The organism is Ectothiorhodospira shaposhnikovii, assembly GCF_022227765.1.
Taxonomy (GTDB): domain Bacteria; phylum Pseudomonadota; class Gammaproteobacteria; order Ectothiorhodospirales; family Ectothiorhodospiraceae; genus Ectothiorhodospira.
Genome location: NZ_JAJMLZ010000002.1, coordinates 117,304 through 139,695, shown reverse-complemented (window position 1 = coordinate 139,695; position 22,392 = coordinate 117,304). Strand labels below are relative to the sequence as shown.

Below are 22,392 nucleotides of genomic sequence, written 5' to 3'. Positions count from 1 at the left end.
GTATGATAGGTGGGCAACCACGGCGGGGGTGAGCATGTCACTGAGCATCGAACAACTGGTGGAAGAAGCCACGGGACTGGTCTCGTTGCCAGCGGTGGCGGTGCGCCTGAATGCCATGGTCAATGACCCGGACAGCACGGCGGCGGATATCGGCCGCCTGATCAGCCAGGACCCGGCCCTGACCATTCGTCTGCTGCAACTGGCCAACAGTCCCTTCTACGGTCTGTCCCATCGGGTGGAGACCATCACCCGCGCCGTGGCGGTGATCGGGACCTCCCAGATCCGGGATCTGGTGCTGGCCACCAGCGTGGGCCGGGCCTTTGACCGCATCCCCAACGAACTCATGTCCATGGAGGCCTTCTGGCGGCACAGTGTCTATTGCGGCCTCATCGCCCGGATCCTGGCCGAAGACCTGAACCTGCGTCACGGCGAGTCCATGTTCATCGCCGGCCTGCTCCATGACATCGGCCGGTTGCTGATCTTCAATCGGGAGCCGGACGAGGCCCATGAGGCCTTCCTGCTGGGTCTGCAGCATTTGAGTACCCTGCCGCCCCACGAAGCCGAGCGCAAGATCCTCGGTCATGATCACGCCCAGGTGGGTGGGGCGCTGGCGGCCCGCCTCAATCTGCCGCAAAAGCTTCAGGACTGCATCCGCTATCACCACGAACCCATGAATGCCACGGATCATCCCGTGGAGGTGGCCCTGGTCCACATTGCCAACAGCGTGGCCCACATGGCCGAGTTGGATACCCAGGACCCCGGCGATGCCCCACCGATCGACCCCCGGGTCTGGGAGCGGGTCGGTCTGGAACCCGGCGTGGTGCGCTCCCTCATCGAACGGGCCCAGCAGCAGGTGGTGGAGGTGGAGGCCCTGGTCCTGCACCCGTCCTGACCCGTTGTTCAGCGCCGGCCCGGGATCTCTGCCAGGGGATCGTCCGGCCAGGCGTGTTTGGGATAGCGTCCCTTCAGATCCTTCTTCACGTCCGGATAGGTCCGTGTCCAGAAACCGGCTAGGTCGCGGGTGATCTGGACCGGTCGCTGGGCCGGCGACAGGACATGCACCAGCAGCGGGACCCGGCCGCCGGCGATGCAGGGGGTTTCCCTCATGCCGAACAGCCATTGCAGGCGGGCCGCCAGCACCGGCACCTCCCCCTGGCCGTAATCCAGCCTGACCCGCTGTCCCCCCGGCAGAGACAGGTGGGTGGGGGCCAGCCGGTCCAGTTCCTGGGGCAGCGGCCAGTCCAGGCAGCCGCGCAGGATGGCCGTCAGGTCCAGGCGGTCCAGGTGGGTCAGCCGGCTCATGCCCTCCAGCCAGGGCCCCAGCCAATCTTCCAGGCCTTGCAGCAGGACCGCGTCCGACAGATCCGGCCAGGGGGGTCCCAAGGTTCGGTGCAGAAAGTTCACCCGTTCCCGCAGCCCTTGCGTGTCCCGGCTCCAGGGCAGACAGGCCAGTCCCGTGTCCCGGATGCCCTCCAGCAGGGCGGCGCGGATCCGCTCCGGGTCCGGTGATGACAGCGGTCGGGTCTCCAGGGTCAGTGCCCCCAGGCGGATGTCCTGCCGCGCAGTGACGGCCCCGGCCCGGCCGTCCCAGACCACCTGTTGCCGTCGCTCCATGAGCCGGGCCAGATGGACCTCCAGGTCCTGCCGGTCCAGCGTCGCGGCCAGAAAGATCCGTGCCTCCCGTCCGGCACCGTCCAGGTTGGGGACCACGATCCATTCCTGGCCGGAGAGGGATTCATGGCGACTGAAGGCGGCCCCGCGCCCTCCCGAGAGCCGGTAACGGGCCTCGCCGCCGGGACGACGTTGTCCGATCCGGTCCGGATAGGCCAGCGCCAGCAGCAGTCCGGCGGGTTCCCGGGGCGGGGCCAGCCCCTCGGACGGGGGCGAGGGGCGGCGCGCCAGGGCGGCGGCAAAGCGCCGGGCCTGTCGCAGCACCCGTTCCCGACTACCCCGGTGGACCCGGTGACCGGGCACGCCGCGACCCTCCAGGGCTTCCAGTCGCAGGTGCACGTCCGCCTCGGCGGGGCCGTCCAGGCCGCCGAGAATGTCCCGTTCCTCCAGCAGGGCCGCCAACCGGCAGGCCAGGGTGTCCAGTCCCAGACGGCGACCACCGAGCATCAGATGAGCGAGCCTGGGATGGGTCCCCAGGGCGGCGATGGCCTCGCCGTGGGCGGTCAGGCGTCCGTCATCGTCCAGCGCCCCCAGTCTCTGCAGCAGATCACGGCCCTGGGCCAGTGCCGCCGTCGGCGGCGGGTCCAGCCAGGCCAGTTCCCCGGCATCGGCGCCCCAGCGGGCCAGTTCCAGGGCCAGGGGGGCCAGATCCGCTTCCAGGATCTCCGCCGGACTGTGTTCCGGCATGGCGGCTTCGTCACTGGTGGTCCACAGGCGCAGGCACACGCCCGGTTCCAGGCGGCCCGCCCGCCCGCTGCGCTGGACGGCCGAGGCGCGACTGATGCGAACCGTCTCCAGTCGGGTCAGACCGGACGCGGGGTCGAACCGGGGCCGCCGGGCCAGGCCGCTGTCCACCACCACCCGCACGCCGTCGATGGTCAGGCTGGTTTCGGCGATGTCGGTGGTGAGCACCACCTTGCGGCGTCCGGCGGGGCAGGGGGCGATGGCCGCCTGCTGGGCTTCCGGGGGCAGGTTGCCGTAGAGGGGGTGAATGTTCACGTCCGTGGGCAGGTCGGTGCCGTCCAGGGCCTGGGCCACCCGCTCGATCTCCCGCTGTCCGGGCAGGAAGGCCAGCACGCTGCCGGTTTCCTCCGTCAGCACCTGCCGCAGGGTCGTGGTCATCCGGGCTTCCAGATCGGCATGACCCCGTCGCGACGGTTCCAGGTGACGGATGTCCACCGGGAATCGGCGTCCCTCACTATGGATCACCGGTACGTCGCCCATGAGCCGGGCCACCGGGGCCACGTCCAGGGTGGCGGACATCACCAGTATTCGCAGATCCTCCCGCAGCAGGCCCCGGGACTGCAGGCACAGGGCCAATCCCAGATCCGAAGCCAGGTTGCGTTCATGGAATTCATCGAAGATCACCAGGCTCACCCCCTCCAGGGCGGGGTCCTGCTGCAGGCGGCGGGTGAGAATGCCTTCGGTGATCACCTGCACCCGGGTGCGGGGACCGACGTGGCGCTCCAGCCGGGTCTGATAGCCGATGGTTTCGCCCACCGCCTCCCCGTGCAATTCGGCCATGAACCGGGCCGCGCCCCGGGTGGCCAGCCGTCGTGGCTGCAGCATCAGGATGGTGCCGGTGCACCAGGGGGCATGCAGGGCCGCCAGGGGCACCCGGGTGGTCTTGCCGGCCCCCGGCGGGGCCTGCAGCACGGCGGCACCCTGCTCGGCAAGGGCCTGCATGACCTGGGGCAGGACGGTATCAATGGGCTGGGGAGGGTGGGGCATGACGGGGAATGTTTCTGCCGCTGGGCTGTCGAAGGAAACACGGATTCTAACGCCATGTCGGCCTGTACCGGGTATGCCGGCCGTGGCGGAGATTGCCCGTGCGTGAGGTGAGGTCCATGAGATACGGCATCTGGATGTTTGTCCTGCTGCTTTGCGGTGTCCTGCTGAGCGGCTGCGCGTCCCGGCCTCCCGCGGCCATTGCCGATGTCCCCGATGAGATCCCGGTGCTTTCGGTGGTGCGGGCCGACCCCGAGGGCTGGCAGGGACGGGAGGTGCGCTGGGGCGGCGTGATCGCCGCGGTGGAGAACCGTCCGGATCACACCCTGGTGGAAGTGGTGGCCAGACCCCTGGACGGGCGGGGGCGCCCCCGGGAAGTGGATGCGAGCGAGGGGCGTTTTCTGGCCCATGTCCAGGGTTTTCTGGACCCGGTGGTCCATGCCGAGGGCAGGGAGTTCACCGTCACCGGTCGACTGGACGGGGTGGTGCATCGACCCATCGGTGAGTACCGGTATGCCTTCCCCCTGGTCCGGACCATCGGCACCCACCTGTGGGCCCCGCGGCCGGTGCCGGTTCGCGATCCCTATTACCATTATCCGCCACCCTTCCATTCTCCATTGTATGATCCCTGGTATCCCTTCCATCACCCCTATTACCGGCCATGGCGGTACTGATGATGCATGATGCCCTTGCCAGGAAAACGTCGCCCCGGGGAGTGCTCCCGTGGTGGCTGCCGATGTCGTTCCTGCTGTTCCTTGCCGGTTGCGCCACCGGCCCCCGTTTCGATGCCGGTGGGGTGGATGCCGACCTGACACCGGTGGCGGCGGTCCGGGATGCCGGGGTGCCGGCCGGTACCCGGGTGCTGTGGGGTGGAGTCATCGTCCATGCCCGCAATCTGGCGGACGTCACCGAGTTCGAGGTGCTGGGCTATCCCCTCGACCGCGGCCAGGGCCCCGCGACCACCCGCATGCCCCAGGGCCGGTTCCTGGCCCATGTTCCCGGCTATCTGGAGACCGTGGACTTCGAGCCCGGCCGGCGCCTGACCGTGACCGGCCGGATCGAGGGCACGGTATCGGGCAAGGTCGGGGAATCGCCCTACCTCTATCCCCTTGTGGCGGTGGAGGAATTCCACCTCTGGCCCCGGGAACTGGTCGCGCCGGCCCCTGCCGGTCCCTGCTTCAACATCGGCATCGGTGTGATCTTCAGGAACTGACCCGGCCCCATGGGCCGCCTTGCGGCTTGCGTTGCCGGTGCCTCCGGCGTCAATATCTCCCCCATGGACGCCTCCAAGGACAGTGGTCACCAGTTGTGGTTCACGCGCCGCGACGGCCGGGTCAGCGGTCCCCATCCCGGTCGCCTGGTATCCCGTTACCTGCTGTTGGGTCGCCTGGATATCGAGGATCAGATCAGCACCGACGGCGAGCACTGGAAGTGCATCGCCGAGCACCCCCATCTGGTGCCCGAGGAATTGCTGGATACCCACTCGCCGGAAGGCCGATTGCGGCTCCTGCAGGCCCGTCTGCGGGAGGATGAACGCCTGCGGGAGCGGCGCGCGCAGATGCCGGAAGGGGAGGACGAGGTGCCCCTGGAAGCCCGCGCAAGTCAGGATCGCCGTCGGCCCGAACCGGCCGAGATCCTGAGTTTCCGCCAGCAAAGGGCGGAGCTTCTGGAACGACCTGCCCGTGACCGTCCTCCCAGGCCCTGGGTGGTCTGGGGCGTGGGCGGGGTGCTGGGAGTGCTCCTGCTGGCCGGGCTGTGGGTGGCTTCGTCGGGGCGCGCGCCGCCCCCGCCGCCACCGGATTGTCTGGCCCCCGCCGCGCCCGGGGTGAACTGGAGTTATTGCCGCATGGTGGGGATCGACCTGCGCGGGGCCGACCTGAGTGGGGCCGTGCTCAGCAATGCGGACCTGCTTGCCGGGCGTCTGGAGCAGGTCCGCCTGGTCGGTGCGGACCTGAGCTATGCCGACCTGCGCCAGACCCGCCTCACGGACTCGGATCTGAGCGAGGCCCGACTCACCGGGGCGATCCTGGTGGAGGCCCGCCTGATCCGGGCACGACTGACGGGAGCGGATCTGAGCTATGCCGATCTGCGGGGTGCCGACCTGAGCGGGGCGGACCTCTCCGGCGCCAACCTCGGACGGGCGGTCTGGGTGGACGGCAGGATCTGTGCCGCCGGTTCCGTGGGGACGTGTCTGGAGCCCTGACTCGCCGAGGATGGTCTAACCCCGGTCACCCTGCTATGGTGACGACCCCGGCCCCGTCGGGGCCGTCTTCCGTTTCACGCCCTGGACACCCTGCATGGATCTTCAAGTCGCTTCTTCCGCGGATGAACCCCGGTTCACCCTGACCCTTGATGGTACCCGGATTACGGTATTGGGTACCGCCCATGTCTCCCGGGTGTCCGCCGATACCGTGAGCCGGTTGCTGCGGAGCGGGGATTTCGATGCGGTGGCGGTGGAGCTGTGTCCCAGTCGCCATCATGCCATTCTGGATCCGGACGCCCTGTCGCGGATGAATCTGTTCCAGGTGTTGCGCCAGGGCAAGGTCCCCATGGTGACCGCCAGCCTGGCCCTGGGGGCCTATCAGCAGCGCCTGGCAGAGCAGTTCGACATCGAGCCCGGTGCCGAGATGCGGGCAGCCATTGACGAGGCCCGTGCCGCTCACCTGCCCGTACTGCTCATCGACCGGGAAGTGGGCACCACCCTCAAGCGCTGCTACCGCAACGTCCCCTGGTGGCGGCGCATGAACCTGTTCACGGGCCTGATGGCCAGCGTGGTGAGCAAGGAAAAGATCTCGGAGGAGGAAATCGAGCGCCTCAAGCAGGGTGACGTGCTGGAATCCACCTTCACCCAGTTCGCCGAGGAATCCCGGGCCCTCTACACGCCCCTGATCCAGGAACGGGATGAGTACATGGCCGCCCGTCTCCGACAGGAGGCCCGGGAAGGGCAATACCGGCACATCCTGGCCGTGGTGGGGGCGGGTCATCTGCAGGGCATCCGCCAGGCCCTGGTCGGCACCGCCACTGAATCTCCGGCGGCGCTGATCCAGCGGCTGGATCAGGAGCCCCTCCCCGCCCTGTGGCCCAAGGTTCTGCCCTGGCTGATCGTGGCCCTGGTGATATCGGGCTTCATCCTGGGTTTCAGCCGTAATCCGGATCTGGGCTGGCAGCTGGTGAGGGACTGGGTGCTCATCAACGGCACCCTGGCCGGCATCGGCGGCCTGATTGCCGGCGGGCATCCGATCACCGTGATCACGGCCGCCCTGGCCGCGCCGCTCACCTCCCTCAATCCCACCATCGGGGTCGGTTTCGTGGCCGCGGCGGTGGAAACCTTCCTGCGCAAGCCCACGGTGGGGGATTTCTCCCGACTGCGACAGGACACCGCCCACTTGCGGGGCTGGTGGAGGAACCGGGTTTCGCGGGTGTTGCTGGTATTCCTGTTCACGACCCTGGGTTCGGCCATCGGCACCTACGCGGCGGGCTTTCGCATCGCCGAGCGTTTGCTGGGGAGCTGACCCGACTATGGCGTGCCGGCGGCCCCGGGGCCGCCGGGTTCCAGGCGGCGCAGGGACTCCAGGGCCCGCTCCGCGCGGTTGATGTGCGCCTGCAGGTCCGGATGGTCGGGGCGCAGCTCCAGCAGGTTGCGCCAGGTTTCCAGGGCTTCCGGGATCTTGCCGTCCAGATACAGGCGCCGTCCCGTCTCCAGTCCCAGGGTCACCTCCGCATCCACCGCCTTGGCCAGCTCCCGACGCAGGCGTCGCACCGTGGCATCCCGGGGCTGGGCCTGTTCCAGTGCCAGCAGGTGACGCCGGGCCGCGGGCAGGTCGCCGGCTTCCATTGCACCCTCGAAATTGCTGAACAGCACTTGGGTGCGTTGTGCCCATTGGGCCTGCAACTGGGCTTGGTGGGCCCGCCGCTCAAGGGCCTGTTGCCGGGTCTGTGCGGCCTGGGCCGACTGCAGCGCCGCTTCCGCCGTTGCGTCGGGAACCAGGGCCTGGGACAGGCTCAGGGCTTCCACCGCAAGGGCAAGATCCGCTTCGTCCATGGCGGACAGGCCCAGTTGCAGCAGGCCCTCGGCCACCTGTCCGGTATCCTGTTGTGCCTGCGCCAGTGCCTGTCGTATCGACGGGTCTTCGGGATCGGCCCTCAGGACCTGCGCATAGAGGGGGGTGAGGGTGGTCAGGGCGCGCCCCTGGGACAGCAGCAGTCTGACCCGCAGGTGCTGGAGATGCTCCTGCTGTTCCTTGATGGCACGGGCCCGGGCCGCCTTGAGGATCTCGCTGTCGGGGCGCACCGCCAGCCCATGGTCGTAACTTGCCTGGGCCTGGGTCCACTGTTCCCGCCGCAGGTGTCCGGCCGCCTGCATCAGCATGGCCTGCTCCACGTGTCGTTCGGCCCGCTCCAGCCAGGCCCGCAGGGCGGCCCGGTCGGCATCATCCTCGTCCGCCGGCAGGACGGCCATGATCTCCCGCACCAGGACGATGTCGCCCCGTTGCAGGGCCAGTTGCAGGCGTTGCTCGGGGCTGTAGGGCTGGACCAGCACGATGGCGCAACCCGTCAGGCCCAGGGCAAGCAGCAACGTCACGAGGGTCCGTAGCAGGGTCATGAGGGGGATTCCCCGGTGATCAGCGCATGGATATGACGTTCCATCAGCGGGCGATGGGGTTCGCTCACGTCCTCGACCACGCAGGTATTGACCGGGGCCTCCTTCCCGCGCAGGGACAGATAGCCATGGGGTCGGGTGTGGAGGGCCCTTGCCAGCTCGGTGTCCTCCATCAGGGCCGCGGGGATGATGATCTGCCCCGGGTCTCCCGAACCCATCAGGCGAGCCGCCAGATTGACCGTGTCCCCCACCACCGTGTACTGCATGCGATCGTCCGCCCCCATGTTGCCCGCCAGCATGAGACCACTGTTCACGCCCACCCGGAAGCGCACCGGCAACTGACCGGCGGCGACCCGTATCCGGTTCAGCCGGGATACCAGTCGCTGCAGCATCACCCCGCAGGCGATGGCATGGAAACGGTGGTCCGGGTCTTCCTCGGTGACACCGAACACCACCATCACCCCATCACCCAGGAATTTGTCGATGGTACCCCGGTAGCAATGGGCGATGCGACTCACGTAGCTGAAATACTCGTTCAGCAGTCGTGCCACCTGATCGGGCGGCAGCTGCTCGGACAGGGAGGTGAAGCCGGCAATGTCGGCAAACAGTACGGAAGCTTCCACCTGATGGCCGCCCAGTTCCAGTTGATCCAGATTGTTCATGATCTTGCGCGCCACGCCGACCGAGACATAGCGGCTCAGCGCCCCTTCCACTTGGGATTTTTCCTCCAGTCCCCGGGCCATCCGGTTGAAGGCCGTCATCAGTTGTCCGATCTCGTCCCGGCGTCGGGTTTCCAGCCGATAGCGGTAATCACCGGCGCCGATGGCCCGGGTGGCGAGCATCAGTTGGTCGATGGGGCGGGAGAGGTGCTTGCCCATGAGAAAGGCGGCAATCCCGGCCAGCAGACTGATGATTAGGGTGGAGAGCGCGATGGCGGTGACGGCATGGCGGACGGCGGTGTACTGTTCCACCTGGCTGAGGGTCACCACCGCGCTGCCCAGACGGACATCCTGAAACCGGATGTCGCCCGCATAACCGGAGACCTGGGGGTGATGGGGGGGCGCCACCGGCTGGTCCAATGTCTCCGGGACCAGTCCCGAACGGGCCAGGGGATGACCGTCGCGATGGTAGACGGCGGCTCCCATGACTCTGGGGCTGCCGGCCAGATTGATGATCAGGGCATTCAGGGCCAGGCTGTCATCGGCCAGCACCAGTTCCCTGGAGGTTGCCGCCAGCTGTTCCACCATGGCCTGGCCGAAGCCGTCCATCTGTTCATGGAGCAGCCGGCTCTGCTGGTTGATGATCACCAGACCGAGCAGGGTCACGCAACCGATGATCAGCAGCGAAATGCTCAGGCCAAGCTTGTGGGCAACCGGCAGGTGAGCCGGCCGATATGCGGTGAGATGGCGCCTCAGCCTGAGGAGGGGAGATGCCATGGCGGTCTCGGATGCATGGGGTGGCGGTATGGATGGCGTGATGATATCACGGGTTTTGTTCCGGACAGGATGACTTGCCGATGCGCTGGGTTACACTCGGGGAGCAGCAGCGACGCCCCTGGTTGATCAATGACGGGATGATCTCATGACCCTGACAGAATTGCGTTACATCGTGGCGGTGGCACGGGAGCGGCACTTTGGCCGGGCCGCCGAGGCCTGTCATGTGAGCCAGCCGACCCTGAGCGTGGCGGTGAAGAAGCTGGAGGAGGAACTGGGGGTGATGCTGTTCGAACGCAGCAAGACCGAGGTGTCCATCACGCCGGTGGGCGAGGAAGTGGTACAGCAGGCCCAGCGCATCCTGGAGGAGGTGGATACCCTGGTGGATCTGGCCCGCCAAGGCAAGGATCAGCTGGCCGGGCCCCTGCGCCTGGGCGCCATCCATACCGTCGGCCCCTATCTGCTCCCCCATCTGGTGCCGGAGGTGCACCGTCGGGCGCCGCAACTGCCCCTGATCATCGAGGAAAACTATACCTCCCGGCTGGCCGAGGGACTTCGGCAGGGGGATCTGGACGCCATTATCGTGGCGCTGCCCTTCGAGCAGCCGGGGGTGGTGACCCTGCCCCTGTATGCCGAGCCCTTTGTCGCCGTGCTGCCGGCGGATCATCCGCTGGCCCGCCGGCAGAAGCTGGACATTGATGAACTGGCCGAGGAGAACCTGCTGCTGCTGGGAGCGGGGCACTGTTTCCGGGAGCAGGTGCTGCGAGCCTGTCCCGCCTGTCATTCCGCGGTGACGTCGGGCAACCGCATTCAGCATTCGGTGGAGGGCAGTTCCCTGGAAACCATTCGTCACATGGTGGTGACCGGCATGGGGGTCACCATCCTGCCCTGTTCAGCGGCGGGGGCCGATCGCTATGCCCAGCACCTGCTGGCCATCCGGCGTTTCAATGACCCCGTACCCGAGCGCCAGGTGGCCCTGGCTTGGCGTAGCAGTTTCCCGCGCCCGCGTGCCATCGAGGTGATCCGGCAGGCCATCCTGGAGACCCATGTGCCCTGCCTGGAGCGTATCAGGGGCGTCGCCTGAGTCGGCTCAGTCCGCCCATTCGATCCGGTCGCGGCCGGTCTGCTTGGCCCGGTACATGGCCTGGTCTGCCCGCTGGAACAGGCTGTGGGGGGTATCTTCCTCCCGGTAGGCGGTCACGCCGATGCTGGCGGTGACCTCCACGTGGCCCCCGTCCCCCAGGGACAGGGGGTGGTTGCGGATGGCCTCATGGACGCGGGCGGCACCCTGGGCCGCGGCCTGGGTGTCGGTGCCGGCCATCAGGATGACGAACTCCTCGCCGCCGAAGCGGAACACCATGTCGCTCTTGCGGGTCACCTCTTGTAGACGCCGCGCCACCGCTATCAGCACTTGATCGCCGGAATGATGGCCGTGATGGTCATTGATGCGCTTGAAATGGTCCACGTCCAGCACCAGCATGGCCAGGGGCTGCGCGGTACGGCGGCACACGGCCAGTTCACGCTCCACGGCCCGGTTCATGGCGGCCCGGTTCTGCAGACCGGTGAGCGGGTCCGTCTGGGCGGCCTGCAGGGCTTCGTGATAGAGCAGGGCATTACGCAGCGGATAGATCAGCGCGGTCAGGGCCTCCTCAAGGGCGGCCAGCTCCGATTCCCGGAACTTGCGTCCCCGCAGCAGCCTGAGTTCTCCCAGTTCATGCTGATCCACCATCAGGTGGTAGCGGCAGCTGTGCCGGGACAGGCGCCCACGGCTCAGATGGATGCCCCGGTCTTCGCGGTCGAAGGTCAGGCCGTCGTGGGGAATACGCCAGGCGATGGAGTTGGAAAAGATATCCATCAGTTCGTCCAGGTCCAGGGTGGTCTGCAGCCGGTGCAGCAGCCTGGGGGTGTCGATCAGCTCGGCCGGGCCGGGGGGTGTGACGGGGCCACCCAGGAAACGCGGGGTCTTGACCACGGCATTGCCTGCCTGGTAGCGGGATTCAATCGGGGCCTGGATGATGTGACGGATCATGGGTCCTGTCTCGGCGCTGTTCCTCTGTGCAAACAGTTAAGCGAATTCCATGCCACTAATTGTTTTTAAGTAAAAACATATACTTGAGTTTTAAAGGTGGATGTGTGGCGGAAAAATGACGCCGCCGTGGGCCGGATTTTCCCCACCGGCGCCGGAAAGTCGTGCTGCGGTCCGCCCGGCCGGACTGATACACTCCGTCGCCATGCTCAGACTCGAACATCTCTCCCTGCGACGTGGCACCCGGGTCCTGATCCAGGACGCGGACCTCACCATTCACCCGGGCTGGCGGGTGGGCGTGACCGGCGCCAACGGCACCGGCAAGTCCAGCCTGTTTGCCCTGCTGCGGGGGGAACTGGCCCCCGATCAGGGGGAATGCAGTCTGCCCTCGGACTGGGTCATCGCCCATGTGGCCCAGGAAGTGGAAGGCAGCGAGCGCAGCGCCCTGGATTACGTGATGGACGGTGACGGCGAGTTGCGTCGACTACAGGAGGAACTGGCTCGGGCGCAGGCCGCCGGGGAGGGCACCCGGGTGGGGGAACTGCATGCCCGTCTGGACGCCATTGACGCCTGGACCGCGGAAAGCCGGGCCAGCCGGCTGCTCCATGGCCTGGGTTTCCAGCCGGGGGACGAACGGCGTCCCATGGTTTCCTTTTCCGGCGGCTGGCGCATGCGCCTGAACCTGGGCCGCGCCCTCATGTGCCGGTCGGACCTGCTGTTGCTGGACGAACCCACCAACCATCTGGATCTGGAGGCGGTGCTGTGGCTGGAACAATGGCTGGCCGCCTATCCGGGCACGTTGCTGCTGATCTCCCATGACCGCGACTTCCTGGACCGGGTGGTGACCCATGTGGCCCATATCGAACAGGGCGGCATCCGGCTCTACACCGGCGACTACTCCGCCTTCGAACTGGCCCGCGCCGAGGCCCTTGCCCGTCAGCAGGCCCTGCATGAACGCCAGCAGCGGGAAATCGAGCACATGGAGAAGTTCGTGGCCCGATTCCGGGCCAAGGCCAGCAAGGCGCGCCAGGCCCAGAGCCGCCTCAAGGCCCTGGAGCGCATGACCCGGGTGGCCTCGGTCCATGCGGACTCGCCGTTTCGCTTTGCCTTTCGTGAACCGGCGCGATTACCCGATCCCCTGCTGAAGCTGGATCGGGTGGCCGGCGGGTACGGCGGGACGGCGGTGATCCAGGCGGTGAAATTTTCCCTGCACCCGGGGGCTCGCCTGGGATTGCTCGGCCCCAACGGGGCCGGCAAGTCCACCTTGATCCGGATCATGGCCGGTGACCTGGCGCCCCTGACCGGCACCCGGGAACCGGCGCCCGATCTGGCGGTGGGATATTTCGCTCAGCACCAGCTGGAGCAACTGGATCCCCAGGCCAGCCCCCTGCTGCATCTGCAGCGCCTGGACAGCCGGATACGGGAACAGGAACTGCGCAATTTTCTGGGTGGTTTCGGTTTCGTGGGGGATCAGGCCCTGGCCCCGGTGGCACCTTTCTCCGGCGGGGAAAAGGCCCGGTTGGTGCTGGCCCTGCTGGTCTGGCAGCGACCCAACCTGCTGTTGCTGGACGAACCCACCAACCACCTGGACATGGAGATGCGTCATGCCCTGGAGCAGGCCCTGCAGGACTTCGAGGGGGCGGTGGTGCTGGTGTCCCATGACCGGCACATGCTGCGCAGTGTCTGTGATGAATTCCTGCTGGTGGCCGATGGCGGTGCGCAGACCTTTGCGGGCGACCTGGACGATTACCGGGATTGGCTGGCGGCCCGGGAGCGAACCCAGGGGGGCGGTGATGCCCGGGAGACCGGCGGCGAACAGAGCGCGGCGGCGCGCAAGGCGCGCAAGCGGGACGAGGCGGCGCTCCGGCAGCGGCTCAAGCCCCTGCGGGACCAGGTGAAGCGCCTGGAGCGGGAACACGAAACCCTGGAGCGGGAAAAGCAGACCCTGGATCAGTCTCTGGCGGACCCGGCGATCTATGAGGCATCCGCCAGGGAACGCCTGCAGTCATTGCTGGGCCGCCAGGCGGAAACCGCCCGGCGGCTGGCCGAGGTGGAATCCGCCTGGCTGGAGGCCTGCGAGGCCCTTGAGGCGGCGGCTGCGGATCTACTGCACGATGAAACCGGTGAAGTAAAGTCCATTGACGGCCGGTGAGCCGGTGTGCTCGGTCATGACCCGACGCAGGGTCTCCAGGGCCTCGGTACGCAGTTGCTCCCGGGCCGCGGCGGTCTGCACCAGCTCCGGGTCGCGGCCGCCGAAGAACAGGATCAGGTGATGCCGGATCACCGGCATGTGGTGTTCCACCAGTTGGGCCTCCTGTGCCGTCTCCACATAGAGCTGGGCATTGAGCTGTAGATACTGGGCCCGCCGGGGGTTGTCCAGGTTCACCACCAGGGCCGGCTGCAGGGGGATATAGCCCGGCCAGGTGGCTCCCCCGCCGGAGGGTGCGGCCCAGGCCGTCATGTGCCATCCCGTCAGGGCGATCAGCAGCAGGGCCGTGAGAAAAACGGTCGGCTTGGTTCTTTGGCGTCGCATGTCTTGAGCCTGTATGAAGAGCAGTGAGGGTCCCGGCCCCGGTCGATTCAGTGGCCGGGTCATGGGGTGGCGTCGTCATCGCCGGGAAAGATCACCGTGCGGCTTGGATCGATGCGCAGGATCTCGCGCCCCTGCTCCACGGGCAGCAGGTTGCGTCGGCCATCCAGAAAGGCGATGCACAGCCGCCCCTCCGCCAGGGCCGCTTGTTGTTCGGCCGTCACGTAGAGGTGCTTGATGGTGGTGCCCACCTGGAAATGATAGGCCACATCGGCTTCCTCCTTGTTCACCCGATGGGCGGCCACCAGTGTCCGTAGCTGCTGCTTGAGGGCGCGGGCATCGGGAGCGGCGCCGGCCCGAGGTGCCGCCGTCGAGGCCTGTTGTCTTCGGGGGGTGCCGGGAGGTGTCTGCTCCCGGGACTTGCCGGACCCGCGGTTCCGGGTCCGCGGGTCCCGGCGTCCGGGCCCGGCCCCATGGCCGCCACCCTTGCCCGGCTTGCCGTTGCGTGGTCCCCCGCGTTCGCCCTGACGGGGTTTGGGGGCCTTGGCCTGTTCGACCTGCTTGACCTGTTCTTCGGTGACCAGTCCGGCCTGGAGCAACTGCTCGCGGAGGGTCTGGGTCATGTCTTACTCCTTAACGTGCAAGATGCCGGGACCCCGCGGCAGCCTGGCCAACGGGTCCTGACGGTAGAATTGGCGGAATTGCCCGTAGACATCCGGACAGGATTGCGCCAGGGTCCAGGGTTCGGCAAAGAAATATTCGCTCATCACGGCAAAGAATTCACCCGGATCACTGGCCGCATAGGGATCCAGTTCCACCGGCTCGTCCCGGTCCAGCCGGGCATGGAGTTCATCGTAGGCCCTGCTCATGGCCCGGGTCCAGTCCTGGATGGACATTTCCGGGTGCAGGGGCGGCATGCCGTTAGCCACGCCGTTGCGCAGGTCCAGGGTATGGACGAATTCATGAATGGCCAGCGGCTCCCCCGCGGCCATCGCCGCCCAGGATAGCAGCACCGGTCCCCGTTCCCAGGCCTCGCCGCTGTAGGGGCTCTCGTCCAGGTGCAGGATGCCGTCATCGTCCATGATCTCCCGTCGGGGTAGGAAGTCGTCCGGATAGACGATGATGGTGGACCACTGGTCGTACCAGTCGATACCCAGCCGGAGGATGGGCAGGCACGCCTGCAGGGCGATATGCAGGGCCATGGCGGGCGTGATCTCCAGGCCATGGGCGCCATGGAGGTGCTTTTCGTCCAGGAACAGGGTGGCCAGGCGGCGCAGTTCCGCCCGCTCGGTACCATTGAAGCCGACGAGCATGGGCTGGGCCGCCAGCCCGGCATGCCAGAGGCTGTCCGGGATGGGCGCCCGGGCCAGGGTGCGGTGTCTGCGCCAGGATTTGAACAGGGGGATCATGCGGGGCTGCGCCAGGTCGGGGCGGATCAGGGGGGATTATGGCGTGTGGCACTGAAGTTTTCAGCCATGACCATAGTATGATGATGGGGTATTCAGGAAGGCCCCCATGGAGACGTCGACGTTGTACACCCACTGTGAAACACGCCTGCAGCAGATCCTGAACCTGGGCGGTGCCCGATGCCTGCGGGGTACCCGCATCGGTCTGGAAAAGGAGAGCCTGCGGGTGGACGCGGACGGCAGCATCGCCCGCACACCCCACCCCAGGGCGTTGGGATCGGCGCTGACCCACCCCTGGATCACCACCGACTATTCCGAAGCCCTGCTGGAGTTCATCACCCCGCCCTGTGACACCCCGGGCGAGGCGCTGGCCTTCCTGCGGGATCTGCACGCCTTCACCTATCCCCGCATCGGCACTGAATACCTCTGGGCCACCAGCATGCCCTGCGTGCTGGCGGGGGAGCAGGGGATTCCGGTGGCCCGCTACGGCGATTCCAACGCCGGGCGCATGAAGACCGTCTATCGTCTGGGCCTGGGGCACCGTTACGGCCGCCTGATGCAGGTGATCGCCGGGGTGCATTTCAATTTTTCCATGGGGGACTGTTTCTGGCCCATCTATCAGCAGGTACTCGGGGTGCCGGGCGAAGATGCCCGCCGGTTCCGCGACCGCGGTTATTTCGGCATGATCCGCAACCTGCAGCGCCTGGGTTGGTTGATCCCGTATCTTTTCGGCGCCTCTCCGGCGGTGTGCCGATCCTTCCTCGCCGGCAAGCCCACCACCCTGGCGGAGTTTGACGAGAGCACCTGCTATGAACCCTGGGCCACCAGCCTGCGCATGGGAGACATCGGGTATCAGAACCGCAAGGAAGAAGAAAGCGGCATCAAGGCCAACTACGACAGCCTGGAGGGCTATGTCCGTGGCCTGTCCCACGCCATCAATACCCCGTCGCCGGAGTATGCCCGCATCGGTGTGGAGGTGGACGGCGAATACCGCCAGCTCAATGCCAACATCCTGCAGATCGAGAACGAATATTACAGTACCGTGCGTCCCAAACCCCTGACGGAAGGGGATGAACGGCCCACGGTGGCCCTGGAGCGGCGCGGCGTGGCCTATGTGGAACTGCGTTCGGTGGACGTGAACGCCTTTGATCCCCTGGGTGTCAATGAGTCCCAGCTTCGTTTCCTGGAGGCTTTCATGATCCATGCCCTGCTGCTGGACAGCCCGCCCATCGGCGAGCTGGAGCGTTTTGCCATTGATCACAACCAGAGTGCCACCGCCCACCGGGGCAGGGACCCGTCGCTGCAGCTCATGCGCAATGATGAGCGGGTACCGCTGCGTGTCTGGGCCGCCGAGGTACTGGAGCAGATGGTGCCCTTGTGCCGGGTGCTGGATGACGGCCATGCGGAACAGCCCTATTCCCGATCCCTGGCGGAGCAACAGGCCAAGGTGGCCGATGCGGCGCTGACGCCTTCCGCCCGCATGCTGGCCCTGATGTGCGAGCACGAGCAGGGCTTCCACGAGTTTGCCCGGCAGATGTCCCTGGCCCATGCGGCCTGGCTGCGGGAAGCGGGGCTGACCCCGGAGCGGGAGGCGATGCTGGAGGCCGAGGCCCGGGAGTCTCTGGCGCGGCAGCAGCGCATGGAGGCTGAGGATGACGTGTCCTTCCCCGAGTATCTGCGGCGTTATTTTCGATAGGCCCTTTCAGAGTGGGCGGATGTCCAGGCCCACCAGCACCCGTTCCCGCTCCGACAGGTCTCCCACCACCCGGCGGATGGGAGGCGGTAGTTTGCGGATCACCACCGGGGTGGCCAGGATGCGCTCGTCTTCCGCCAGTTGCGGGCGCTCGATGATGTCCACCACCTGAATCTCCACCTGTTCCCCCTGCCGTCCCAGTTCCCTGGCCAGGGTTTCCAGGTTCTCGATGGCCCGCCTTGCCGCCGGGGTCATGCCGGCGATGTAGAGTCTGAGCTGGTAGTGGCCGGTGGTCATTGACGGCTCCTGGAGATGGCGGAGCGTGCCCGCTGGATATTGGCCAGACGGCGTTCGATCCCGGCAATCTCCCGTTCGATGTCCAGCGCCCGGGTATCCCGTTCCGCCCGTGCCAGCCGTTCCGCCGCGGCGTTGATCTCATCCAGTTCATGGCGTCGCTGCATGGCCCGGGACAGCTCGGTGTGCAGCTGTTCGATCACCTGTTCGTCCTCGGATTGGCGTGCCTCGCGAACCGTACCATAGGCAATGCCGCTTTCACCGATGTACGGGTCCTCGATCACCAGTCCCTGGTCGGTGAAACGGAATTCCTTCACCTGGCTGGAGATGGGCAGACCCCGTGCCTTGACCACGGTGATCAGACGATTCATCTCGCCGTTGTTCTCATGGCGCCGTAACTTGATCCAGACGTCGATCATGGAGGAGACATCCAGGTGACTCACGCCCTGGCTGTCATCGGTGAGCAGTTCCGTCGCCACGGCGGTGATGCCCGCCTCCTTGATGAGGTGGATCAGGCGCAGCAGCATGTCCTTGGCACTGTCGCCGGTGCGACGGGTGGCCAGGCTGCTGATGGGGTCCAGCACCACCAGATCGGGCTGATGGCGGCGAATGGAACGCATGATGCGCATCAGGTGTTCCTCCAGCCCCAGCTCCACGGCACGCACCGGTTGCAGGATCAGGCGGCGGTCGGCCTCGCTCCCCTCGGTGTGTCGGCGCAGGTCGGCGCCGATGCTCAACTGGTTGCGGACCAGTTCGTCCACGCTCTCCTCAAAGCTGATGTAGAGCACCTTTCTGCCTTGCTCGCAGGCGTTGACCGTCATGGCGGCGGCCATGCTGGTCTTGCCGGTGCCGGCCTGGCCCGAGAACAGCAGGGTGGAGCCCCGATAAGGTCCCTGGCCGCCCAGCATGGCGTCCAGGCCCGGAATGCCGGTGGAAAAATGTTCATCGGACACCCGGGCGCGGAGTACCGATCCGGTCACCGGGATCATGAAAATCCCGTCGCCATCCAGCAGGAACGGTGCCTCGCTGGTGCCGTGGCCACCGCCACGGCGCTTGACGACCCGCAGCAGTCGGGTCATGACCCGGTGGTCCAGGTCCTGCTTGAGGGCGATCACGCAGTCCGCCACGTAATCTTCCAGGCCGTAGCGCGTGGTGAACTCTTCCTGTTCACCAATGGTGATCAGGGATGAGGTCCGGCATTCCCGCAGCCAGTCGAACACCCGGGCCAGCTCCCCGCGCAGGGAGATCTCGGCGGAAAAGGCCCCCTCCAGCACGTCCATGGCATCCACCACCAGGCGCTGGGCGCCGGTCTTTTGCAGGGCGTGATCGATACGCGCCATGACGGCGGTGAGTTCCACGTAGTCGCCGACCACTTCGTTGCGATCGGGGCGCATGTCCAGAATCCGCAGGCGTCCTTCTTCGATGAAACGGTCGGCGGCGAAGCCGAATCCGGCGGCATGCCGGATCAGGGCCTCGGGGGATTCGTCAAAGGTGACCAGCACCCCGTTCTCCCCCTGCCGGATACCGTGGCAGAGAAAGGTGAGGGAGATGACGGTCTTGCCCGTCCCCGGTCCTCCGCGCAGGAGTGTGGGGCGGCCGCGCGGCAGGCCGCCCTGCAGCAGGAAGTCCAGTCCCTGAATGCCGGTGGCGGCGGTTTCAGGATTTGCCGTGGTCACAGATGGAGATCTCCGGTGTTTGAGTTTCAAAAAAGTGTCGTGCCGTCACTTGACTGGATCATGACCTGTTCATCATCGTCACTCCCGCGCAGGCGGGAGTCCAGGACTTTCGGTCCATGACCGGAGTCCCGGCTTTCACGAGGATGAGTCATGCAGAAACATTCCTTGAGTGGGGTCTTTATGTCCTGGGATACTGCCTCCACGGGCTGTGTGATTCAAGAGCCGCTATCTTCAGACTATCTATGGACGAAAAGCGCGAAGTGGTCTTCCTGGCCCGAGGGGTCACCAAGACCTACCTGATGGGCGAGGTCCGTATCCAGGCACTGCGGGGGGTGGACCTGACACTCCATGCCGGTGAACTGGTGGTGATGCTGGGGGCATCGGGTTCCGGCAAGTCCACCCTGCTCAACATCCTGGGTGGCCTGGATCATGCCGACGGCGGCGAGGTGCGCTACCGGGACCAGGATCTGGTCCGGGCCGACGACCGGGCACTGACCCGGTACCGGCGACACCATGTGGGGTTCGTGTTCCAGTTCTACAACCTCATCTCCAGCCTGACCGCCCGGGAAAACGTGGCCATCGTCACCGAGATCGCCCGCGACCCCATGTCGCCCGAAGATGCCCTGGCCCTGGTGGGGCTGGAGGACCGCATGGATCACTTTCCCGCCCAACTCTCCGGCGGGGAACAGCAGCGGGTGGCGATTGCCCGTGCCGTGGCCAAGCGGCCCGACGTGCTGCTGTGCGATGAACCCACCGGTGCCCTGGATTCCCGCACCGGGATTCGGGTTCTGCGGGTGATCCAGGACATCAACCGGGAACTGGGAACGACCACGGCGGTGATCACCCATAACGCGGTGATCGGCGAGATGGCGGATCGGGTGGTCCGGCTGGCGGATGGCCGGGTCCAGTCGGTGGAGGATAACCCGATCCGCAAGTCTCCCGATCAGCTGGTGTGGTGATGCGGGCCATCCACCGCAAGCTGTGGCGTGATCTGGCCCGGCTCAAGGGGCAGGTGGCCGCCATTGCCGTGGTGATCGCCGCCGGCATCATGGTACTGATCCTCTCCGTCACCACCCTGGATGCCCTCACCCTGTCCAAGGATCGCTTTTACGACAGTCATCAGTTTGCCGATGTCTTTGCCGATCTCAGGCGGGCGCCGGAAGGGCTGGCCCCGCGCCTGGAGGCGATCCCCGGCGTCAACCGGGTGCAGACCCGGATCAAGGCGCCGGTACGCCTGGAAGTGCCGGGATTCCAGGAACCGGTGCGGGGCATGATCCTGTCGCTGCCCGACGGCCGCCAGCCCGATCTCAACCGGCTGTATCTGCGCCGGGGTGGGTTGCCCGAGTCCGGTCGGGCGGACCAGGTGGTCATCAGCGAGCCCTTTGCCCAGGCCCATGACCTGCACCCCGGCGACCGGCTCACCGCCATTATCAACGGCCGCCTGGAACGGCTCATCATCAGCGGGGTGGCCCTGTCGCCGGAGTTCATCTACCAGGTGGGGCCGGCGGATCTGTTGCCCGACTACCAGCGCTACGGGGTCTTGTGGATGAACCGCAGGGGCCTGGCCCAGGCCATGGACCTGGATGGCGCCTTCAACAGCGTGCTGGTGTCCCTGCGGGCCGGTGCGATCGAGGCCGCGGTGATCGAGGCCCTGGACCTGCGGCTGGCTCCCTACGGCGGCATCGGCGCGGTGGGGCGGGAGGACCAGGTCTCCCATCGCTTCCTGTCCGAGGAACTGGATCAGCTGCGGGTGATGGCGGTGGTCCTGCCCACCATCTTCCTGGGGGTGGCCGCCTTCCTGCTCAACGTGCTCATGGGACGCGTCATCCGCACCCAGCGCCAGCAGGTGGCCATCCTCAAGGCCTTCGGCTACCACGACCGGGACATTGCCCTGCATTTCGGTCTGCTCACCGGCCTGATCGTGGTGACGGGCACCCTGCTGGGCATCCTGCTGGGGTCCTGGTCGGCGGAGGCGCTGGCCGGGGTTTACGCGGAATATTACCGGTTTCCCGAGATGAGTTTCCGGCTTCGACCCCAGGTGATCCTGCTGGCCCTGGCGGTGGCCGCCGGGGCGGCCCTGCTGGGTACCTGGCGGGCAGTGAGACAGGCGGTCAGCCTGCCGCCGGCCCAGGCCATGCGCCCACCGGCACCGGAACGGTTTCGGCACTCCCTCCTGGAGCGGTCGGCCCTGGGGCGCTTGTTGTCCCAGCCCACCCGCATCATCGTGCGCAACCTCTCCCGACACCGTTTCAAGGCCTTCATGTCCATGTTGGGCATCGCCCTCTCCGGCGGGTTGCTGCTGCTGGGGAGTTACCAGTTCAATGCGGTGGACCATCTGCTGGACATCCAGTACCGACTGGTGATGAAGATGGACCTGCACCTGAGCTTCACCGATCCCACCCCGGAGCGGGCCTTGGCCGAGTTGCGGACCCTGCCGGGCGTGCAGTACGTGGAGGGCTATCGCTCGGTCCCGGTGCGCCTGGTCCACGAACGCCGGGACTATCGCACCGTGATCCAGGGCATGGAGGCCCGGCCCCGGCTGCGGGGCCTGCTGGACGCGGATTACCGGCCTGTCCACCTGCCGCCGGAGGGGCTGCTGCTCACCGGCTATCTGGCGGAATATCTGGGAGTGCGACCCGGCGACAGGATCACGGTGGAGGTGCTGGAGGGGCACCGCCGTACCCTGCAGGTGCCCCTGGCGGGCACGGTGGATGAACCCATCGGGGTCAGTGCCTACATGGAGCGGCGGGCATTGAACGGTCTGATGCGGGAAGGGCCGGCCCTCTCCGGGGCCTGGCTCATGGTGGCCGAGTACGAGCAGGACCGGCTGTTCGAACGGTTGTGGGAGATGCCCCGGGTGGCGGGGATCGGCATGATCGATGATGCGGAGCGTCAGTTCCGGGACTATATCCAGGACACGGTGCTGGTCATGATGGGTATCCTGTTGCTGATGGCCGGTTCCATCACCTTCGCCGTGGTCTACAACAACGCCCGCATCGCCTTTGCCGAACGGGAGCGGGAACTGGCCACCCTGCGGGTGCTGGGGCTCAGCCGGAGCGAGGTCAATTGGGTCCTGATCGGCGAGATGGCCCTGCTGACCCTGCTGGCCATCCCCCTGGGGTGGGCCGTGGGGACGGTGTTTGCCTGGCTGCTGAACCAGGCCCTGAGCATGGACCTGTTCCGGATACCGTTCGTCATCACCCCGGCCACCTATGCCTTCTCCGCCGCCGGGGTCTTGCTGGCGGCAGTATTGTCGGTGCTCCTGATCGGGCGCCGGTTGGCGCGGCTGGACATGGTGAGCGCACTCAAGAGCAACGAATAACCGACAGACCTTA

19 protein-coding genes are annotated in these 22,392 nt (G+C 66.7%); 10 read left to right on the top strand and 9 right to left on the bottom strand.

The window, feature by feature from the left end:
- The first annotated feature begins 34 nt into the window (after nucleotides 1-34).
- Nucleotides 35-892: an HDOD domain-containing protein gene (locus LQD11_RS03245; protein ID WP_238616242.1), complete on the top strand. Its 858-nt coding sequence runs from the start codon at nucleotides 35-37 to the stop codon at nucleotides 890-892.
- Nucleotides 893-900: 8 nt separating this feature from the next.
- On the opposite strand, the gene hrpB is transcribed toward LQD11_RS03245, so the two are convergent.
- Entirely contained in the window at nucleotides 901-3,402 is a 2,502-nt protein-coding gene (gene hrpB, locus LQD11_RS03240) for an ATP-dependent helicase HrpB (RefSeq protein ID WP_238616241.1), read from the bottom strand.
- 116 nt (nucleotides 3,403-3,518) lie between these two features.
- Here hrpB and LQD11_RS03235 point away from each other — a divergent pair, with 116 nt between their 5' ends.
- From LQD11_RS03235 to LQD11_RS03220, 4 genes are all read left to right on the top strand, one after another.
- Nucleotides 3,519-4,073, top strand: coding sequence for a Slp family lipoprotein (locus LQD11_RS03235; RefSeq protein WP_238616240.1), 555 nt, complete (start codon nucleotides 3,519-3,521; stop codon nucleotides 4,071-4,073).
- A gap of 62 nt (nucleotides 4,074-4,135) precedes the next feature.
- Nucleotides 4,136-4,612, top strand: a complete 477-nt coding sequence (locus LQD11_RS03230; protein ID WP_238616239.1) for a Slp family lipoprotein — start codon at nucleotides 4,136-4,138, stop codon at nucleotides 4,610-4,612.
- A gap of 9 nt (nucleotides 4,613-4,621) precedes the next feature.
- Nucleotides 4,622-5,602 (top strand): pentapeptide repeat-containing protein, encoded by a 981-nt coding sequence (locus tag LQD11_RS03225; RefSeq protein WP_238616238.1) that lies wholly within the window; start codon nucleotides 4,622-4,624, stop codon nucleotides 5,600-5,602.
- Between the two features lie 94 nt (nucleotides 5,603-5,696).
- Nucleotides 5,697-6,911 (top strand): TraB/GumN family protein, encoded by a 1,215-nt coding sequence (locus LQD11_RS03220; RefSeq protein ID WP_238616237.1) that lies wholly within the window; start codon nucleotides 5,697-5,699, stop codon nucleotides 6,909-6,911.
- A gap of 5 nt (nucleotides 6,912-6,916) precedes the next feature.
- Here LQD11_RS03220 and LQD11_RS03215 read toward each other — a convergent pair whose 3' ends face one another.
- Together LQD11_RS03215 and LQD11_RS03210 are read right to left on the bottom strand one after the other, a co-directional pair.
- Nucleotides 6,917-8,002, bottom strand: coding sequence for a hypothetical protein (locus tag LQD11_RS03215; protein ID WP_238616236.1), 1,086 nt, complete (start codon nucleotides 8,000-8,002; stop codon nucleotides 6,917-6,919).
- Nucleotides 7,999-9,435, bottom strand: a complete 1,437-nt coding sequence (locus LQD11_RS03210) for an adenylate/guanylate cyclase domain-containing protein (protein ID WP_238616235.1) — start codon at nucleotides 9,433-9,435, stop codon at nucleotides 7,999-8,001. The genes LQD11_RS03215 and LQD11_RS03210 overlap by 4 nt, the downstream gene beginning before the upstream one ends.
- Nucleotides 9,436-9,580: 145 nt before the next feature.
- On the opposite strand from LQD11_RS03210, the gene LQD11_RS03205 reads away from it, so the two are divergent.
- Nucleotides 9,581-10,516 (top strand): hydrogen peroxide-inducible genes activator, encoded by a 936-nt coding sequence (locus LQD11_RS03205; RefSeq protein WP_238616234.1) that lies wholly within the window; start codon nucleotides 9,581-9,583, stop codon nucleotides 10,514-10,516.
- 6 nt (nucleotides 10,517-10,522) lie between these two features.
- Here the strand turns inward: LQD11_RS03205 and LQD11_RS03200 are convergent, their stop codons facing one another.
- The gene (locus tag LQD11_RS03200; protein WP_238616233.1) at nucleotides 10,523-11,461 is read right to left on the bottom strand and encodes a GGDEF domain-containing protein; all 939 of its coding nucleotides are present in this window, start codon (nucleotides 11,459-11,461) and stop codon (nucleotides 10,523-10,525) included.
- Between the two features lie 202 nt (nucleotides 11,462-11,663).
- On the opposite strand from LQD11_RS03200, the gene LQD11_RS03195 reads away from it, so the two are divergent.
- Nucleotides 11,664-13,610, top strand: coding sequence for an ATP-binding cassette domain-containing protein (locus tag LQD11_RS03195; protein WP_238616232.1), 1,947 nt, complete (start codon nucleotides 11,664-11,666; stop codon nucleotides 13,608-13,610).
- On the opposite strand, the gene LQD11_RS03190 is transcribed toward LQD11_RS03195, so the two are convergent.
- Genes LQD11_RS03190 through LQD11_RS03180 form a run of 3 tightly spaced genes read right to left on the bottom strand, consistent with a single transcriptional unit; the run spans nucleotide 13,563 to nucleotide 15,397 of the window.
- Nucleotides 13,563-13,991, bottom strand: coding sequence for a flagellar basal body-associated FliL family protein (locus tag LQD11_RS03190; RefSeq protein ID WP_238616231.1), 429 nt, complete (start codon nucleotides 13,989-13,991; stop codon nucleotides 13,563-13,565). The two genes, LQD11_RS03195 and LQD11_RS03190, sit on opposite strands and share 48 nt — an antisense overlap.
- Before the next feature lie 59 nt (nucleotides 13,992-14,050).
- Nucleotides 14,051-14,611: a DUF2058 family protein gene (locus LQD11_RS03185; protein ID WP_238616230.1), complete on the bottom strand. Its 561-nt coding sequence runs from the start codon at nucleotides 14,609-14,611 to the stop codon at nucleotides 14,051-14,053.
- Nucleotides 14,612-14,614: 3 nt separating this feature from the next.
- Complete coding sequence (locus tag LQD11_RS03180) at nucleotides 14,615-15,397, bottom strand: M90 family metallopeptidase (protein ID WP_238616229.1); 783 nt, start codon at nucleotides 15,395-15,397, stop codon at nucleotides 14,615-14,617.
- A gap of 106 nt (nucleotides 15,398-15,503) precedes the next feature.
- Between LQD11_RS03180 and gshA the strand changes: the two genes are divergently transcribed.
- Nucleotides 15,504-17,090 carry a glutamate--cysteine ligase gene (gene gshA / locus LQD11_RS03175; RefSeq protein WP_238616228.1) on the top strand — a complete coding sequence of 529 codons (1,587 nt, stop codon included), beginning with the start codon at nucleotides 15,504-15,506 and terminating at the stop codon, nucleotides 17,088-17,090.
- Nucleotides 17,091-17,096: 6 nt separating this feature from the next.
- On the opposite strand, the gene LQD11_RS03170 is transcribed toward gshA, so the two are convergent.
- Complete coding sequence (locus LQD11_RS03170) at nucleotides 17,097-17,384, bottom strand: circadian clock KaiB family protein (RefSeq protein WP_238616227.1); 288 nt, start codon at nucleotides 17,382-17,384, stop codon at nucleotides 17,097-17,099.
- A complete protein-coding gene (gene kaiC / locus LQD11_RS03165; RefSeq protein ID WP_238616226.1) occupies nucleotides 17,381-19,057 on the bottom strand; it encodes a circadian clock protein KaiC in 1,677 nt (558 codons plus the stop codon). The genes LQD11_RS03170 and kaiC overlap by 4 nt, the downstream gene beginning before the upstream one ends.
- Nucleotides 19,058-19,299: 242 nt before the next feature.
- On the opposite strand from kaiC, the gene LQD11_RS03160 reads away from it, so the two are divergent.
- Nucleotides 19,300-20,016 (top strand): ABC transporter ATP-binding protein, encoded by a 717-nt coding sequence (locus LQD11_RS03160; RefSeq protein ID WP_238616225.1) that lies wholly within the window; start codon nucleotides 19,300-19,302, stop codon nucleotides 20,014-20,016.
- A complete protein-coding gene (locus tag LQD11_RS03155; protein ID WP_238616224.1) occupies nucleotides 20,016-22,379 on the top strand; it encodes an ABC transporter permease in 2,364 nt (787 codons plus the stop codon). The genes LQD11_RS03160 and LQD11_RS03155 overlap by 1 nt, the downstream gene beginning before the upstream one ends.
- The last annotated feature ends 13 nt before the right edge of the window (nucleotides 22,380-22,392 follow it).